The organism is Nostoc sp. (assembly GCF_035638895.1).
Classification (GTDB): Bacteria; Cyanobacteriota; Cyanobacteriia; order Cyanobacteriales; family Nostocaceae; genus Nostoc.
The window spans coordinates 1-4,326 of the sequence record NZ_DASQZC010000381.1; the positions used below are offsets into that span (position 1 = coordinate 1).

Annotated in this window: 5 protein-coding genes; 2 read left to right on the forward strand and 3 right to left on the reverse strand. The window is 41.1% G+C overall.

Annotation, left to right across the window (positions count from 1 at the left end):
• Nucleotides 1-216: 216 nt before the first annotated feature.
• Entirely contained in the window at nucleotides 217-1,398 is a 1,182-nt protein-coding gene (hemW, locus tag VE944_RS18900) for a radical SAM family heme chaperone HemW (RefSeq protein ID WP_324980176.1), read from the reverse strand.
• A gap of 383 nt (nucleotides 1,399-1,781) precedes the next feature.
• Here hemW and VE944_RS18905 point away from each other — a divergent pair, with 383 nt between their 5' ends.
• Nucleotides 1,782-2,858, forward strand: coding sequence for a PIN/TRAM domain-containing protein (locus VE944_RS18905; RefSeq protein WP_190728462.1), 1,077 nt, complete (start codon nucleotides 1,782-1,784; stop codon nucleotides 2,856-2,858).
• 229 nt (nucleotides 2,859-3,087) lie between these two features.
• Here the strand turns inward: VE944_RS18905 and VE944_RS18910 are convergent, their stop codons facing one another.
• Both VE944_RS18910 and gloA2 read right to left on the reverse strand, forming a co-directional pair.
• Nucleotides 3,088-3,549, reverse strand: a complete 462-nt coding sequence (locus VE944_RS18910; protein WP_414690140.1) for a GNAT family N-acetyltransferase — start codon at nucleotides 3,547-3,549, stop codon at nucleotides 3,088-3,090.
• Nucleotides 3,550-3,557: 8 nt separating this feature from the next.
• Nucleotides 3,558-3,944, reverse strand: coding sequence for an SMU1112c/YaeR family gloxylase I-like metalloprotein (gene gloA2 / locus VE944_RS18915; protein ID WP_324980182.1), 387 nt, complete (start codon nucleotides 3,942-3,944; stop codon nucleotides 3,558-3,560).
• A 242-nt stretch (nucleotides 3,945-4,186) separates the two neighbouring features.
• Between gloA2 and VE944_RS18920 the strand changes: the two genes are divergently transcribed.
• The coding region (locus VE944_RS18920) for a DUF433 domain-containing protein (protein WP_324980185.1) at nucleotides 4,187-4,326 on the forward strand (140 nt) is incomplete at its 3' end.

A 4,326-nucleotide genomic window follows, 5' to 3' on the forward strand; every position in this document is an offset into this window, starting at 1 on the left:
TGCCGGAAAAGTTGCATTCGAGTAAATAGGGAGTGGGGAGATGAGGGAGATAGGGGAGAAATAACTCCTAATATCATGTCCGCATAATTAGTTATGCTAACCACAGTCATTACACCCCACCCCCAACCCCTCCCCGCAAGCGGGGAGGGGGGACAAAGCGTAGCTTTGACGGGGTGGGGTTCTTCGGGTTTAATAAGCAATCAAGCGGAAATGATATCACCCCAACTTCTCAAACAACTCCGCTAACACCACATTAGAAAACAAAAACCCTTGGGGATCAATCAAACGCAACCTTCCCTCTGCAACTTCCACCCAACCTTGATCAAAATATCCTTGCAAACACCTGCAAATCTCCTCCACCTTCTCTTCCCCAAACCCCTCCGCCAACGCCGCCAAACTGACACCCTCCGCCAAACGCAACCCCAACATTAACGTTTCTAACAATACTTCCTTTGGGGGAGTCACATCACAATCAATCACACCGCCAGCTTCTACCCACTGGTAATACTCCCTAGTTTTACGGGGACGAGTGAAGCGTTTACCGTCAACATAACTTGCCGCACCCATACCAAAGCCATAGTAAGGGCGGTTTTCCCAATACACTCGATTATGCCGACACTGATGACCACCTTGAGCATAATTGGAAATTTCATAATGCTCATAACCTGCACTAGTCAAAACCTGCTGCCCCATCTGGTACATTTTGACTGTGGCTTCATCCGTAGGCATTGGAGTATCGCCAGGTTTGTAGTAACGCCCAAAGGCTGTACCTGGTTCGATGGTAAGATCGTAGATGGAAATGTGAGTGGGTACAAGTGCCACCGCCTTTAAGAGAGAATCCTGCCATTGATCCAAAGACTGATGCGGCAACCCAGAAATTAAGTCTAAGCTAAATTCGGGAATCTCGACTTGGTGGATTAGTTCCACAGCTGCGAAAATATCTTCAACTGAGTGCGATCGCCCCGCCCTCTGTAATAATTCTGATTGAAAGGCTTGTACACCTAAACTTACCCGGTTCACGCCGACATTGCGATAGCCTGCTATATGCGCTAAATCAAAGGTGGCTGGGTCAATTTCCATCGAAATTTCTGCCCCAGACGCAATACCAAAATGCTTCTCTAGTTCTGTTACTATCCGTTGTAACTGCTCTATTGATAGCAGCGAAGGAGTACCACCGCCGAAGAAAATTGTCTTCAGGGGTTGACCCAATGCTGGTGTAATAGCAATTTCTTGACATAGCACCTCAACATATTGGGACATAGTACCAGATGTTTCGCCCCGCAAGCGATCGCCCACAACAGACACCGGAAAATCACAATAAAAACACCGCCGTCTGCAAAAGGGAATATGCACATAAGCAGAACTCGCAATTCCAGAAATACTAAATTTTTGACTCATTTTGAGAAAAGATGAAGTTAAGCCAACTCCGAATTAGAGACAATGAAAATAAGATAAGAATTCACGAGTCAGGAGCCAGGAGCCAGAATAATTGTAAAATCAAGCGTGCAATAACTTCTTGATTTTATTAAACTTATTAAGTTTGGGTATCAAAATCTTCTGAATTCTGGATTCTTACAAAATAAGTAGTTTTTTTACAAGGTTTTGTCGTTTTACAACGAAACAATGAAAAATATGAAGATAAAAGCCTTTGGTTATAATAATTGCAGATATTGCCCTACTAAACCCTTAGTGTAAGTCAATATTGATGAGTTTATCTTACCGATGAAATAAAAAATACTTAACTTTATCGGTGAACACAGTTGCAGGAAAACAAGACAACCATGCTTGACGCCATTATTATTTTCTCATTCATCCTGGCAGCGTCGGGAATAGGGTTCTACAGCATTGAACTACTGCCCAATAGCACACTAGATCAGGTAACAAATCTTGAAGCTTTACGCTTAGTTGTTGCCGTCTTTGCCGCTATTATTGGTGGTGCGATCGGGCTGAGTTTCCAGACGACATATCGTCGCCTAGAATCACAAATCAAAGAAATGCCTCTGGAAGTGATTTTAACTCGTGCGATCGGCTTAGTGATTGGGCTATTACTAGCTAACCTGATGCTAGCCCCACTATTTTTGCTACCCATCCCGGCAGATTTTGGATTTATTAAGCCATTGGTGGCAGTTGTCGGTAGTATTATCCTCTCCGTCACTGGCATGAATTTGGCAGACACCCACGGACGAGGCTTACTGCGGTTCATTAATCCCAACACCGTCGAATCGATGGTAGTGGAAGGAACCCTAAAACCCGCCAATACCAAAGTTTTAGACACCAGCTGCATTATCGATGGTCGCATCGAAGCGTTACTTGAAACAGGGTTTTTGGAAGGGCAAATTCTTGTACCGCAGTTTGTCTTGCAAGAACTCCAACAAGTAGCCGATGCTAGCAAAGATCAAAAGCGAGTGCGGGGAAGACGAGGATTAGAAATTCTCAACCGCATTAAAGAAGAATATCCCGATCGCATCGTGATTAATACAATTGACTACGAAGATATTCCCACAGTCGATGCCAAGTTGGTGCGCTTTGCCCAAGAAATTAGCGGTACATTGCTAACCAACGACTACAACTTGTCTAAAGTTGCTAGCGTCCAGAAAGTACCTGTTTTGAATGTGAACGATTTAGTTAACGCCGTCCGTCCGAGTTATTTACCAGGTGACAACCTTGATTTGAAAATTCTCAAGGAAGGCAAAGAACCCAGTCAAGGTATTGGCTACTTAGATGACGGCACAATGGTAGTCGTTGAAGAAGGCAGCAGTTATGTGGGTGGTGAACTGCGAGTAGTAGTCACCAGTGCTTTGCAAACCACAGCAGGAAGAATGATTTTTGCCAAACCCCAAGCTTCAGCATTAGCGTGAAACAATGGGATGTCCAATTCGAGTCACACTTATTAATCGGTGCAGGTTGACTGCACCGATTATTTATTTAGCAAGAATTTTAGAAGAGCGTTAAATTCTTAAAACGACAAACCTTTAGAAGATGGTTCATATTTGAGGAGTAATTGAGATGCGGCCGCCCTCAGATGGTGGATTAAGAGGTATGGATAAAAACTGCCTTTAGCTAATAATTTGCAGATATTATTAACATTCACAAATATTTTTCCATTACATAGTTTTGAAACCACACTCCCTGCCGTTCTACTTGCTGTTCTCTGACTACACTAAATCCCCTCTTTTCAAAAAATCGCTTTGCAGTAATACTTGCTTCTGTATATAGTCGTTTAATCCCTTGCAGTTTTGCAGTACTTTCTATATGAATTAAGAGTTTTGAACCAATACCTTTACCTTGATATTTGCTATGACAATAAAAACAATCAATGTGACCATCAGCTTCTAATTCTGCGAACCCAACTATCTCACCATTATTTTCTGCAATGTAAGGAAGCTTGGCTTGTAATCTTTTGTGCCAAACTTCATAATCCATATTTTCGGGTGCCCAAGCATGAACTTGTTCTTGAGTGTAATCGCAAATATTGATTTCATGAACTGTATCATAAAACAGCTTCATGATTAGTTTAGTATCAGACAGTTTATATTCTCTAATAATCATACTGAACCTCAATTTTCATAAATTTCTAATGGCAAATTATCAGGGTCTTTAAAGAAAGTAAATTTTTTCTTTGTAATTTCATCAACTCTGATATTTTCTACGTCCACTCCTTTCGATTTTAAATAAAAAACAGTTTCCTCAACATCATCAACTTTAAAAGCAAGATGTCTTAAACCACAAGCCTCTGGTTTACTAGGCCGTTCTGGAGTATTTGGGAAAGAGAATAGCTCTATTTGAGTATTTTCTCCAACTCGTAAATCTAATTTATAAGAGTTTCTCTCGGTGCGAAAAGTCTCTTCAATAATCGGAAATCCTAAAACTTCTACATAAAATTTTTTGGAGCGATCGTAGTCAGAACAAATAATAGCTACATGATGAATGCCTGTAGTTTTCATATGTACTTCTCAAGCTAACAACCATTTACCTGTAGCACTTTTAGCAGATTTTTGCTAGTTTTTGCAAGATAAGGGCTTTAGCAAAGTGCTAATCTAGAAAATGCAGACCTTGATGCCATCAGCTTTAAAGATGATAATTTACGTAGAGCAATATTTATCATTGTAGATCAGATCAGAACTACTATATTTTGACATAAAGTAATATACGACAATGATTTTTGCAAGGAGCTAGAGTTACTTCCATGAAATTAGATCGCATTACCAGCAATCCCAATCGGATGAATGGACAACCCTGTATTCGTAATCTTCGGCTTACCGTTCGTCGAGTGATTGAGTTATTAGCTACCTACCCTAATCGTGAAGAACTGCGCCAGGAGTTTCC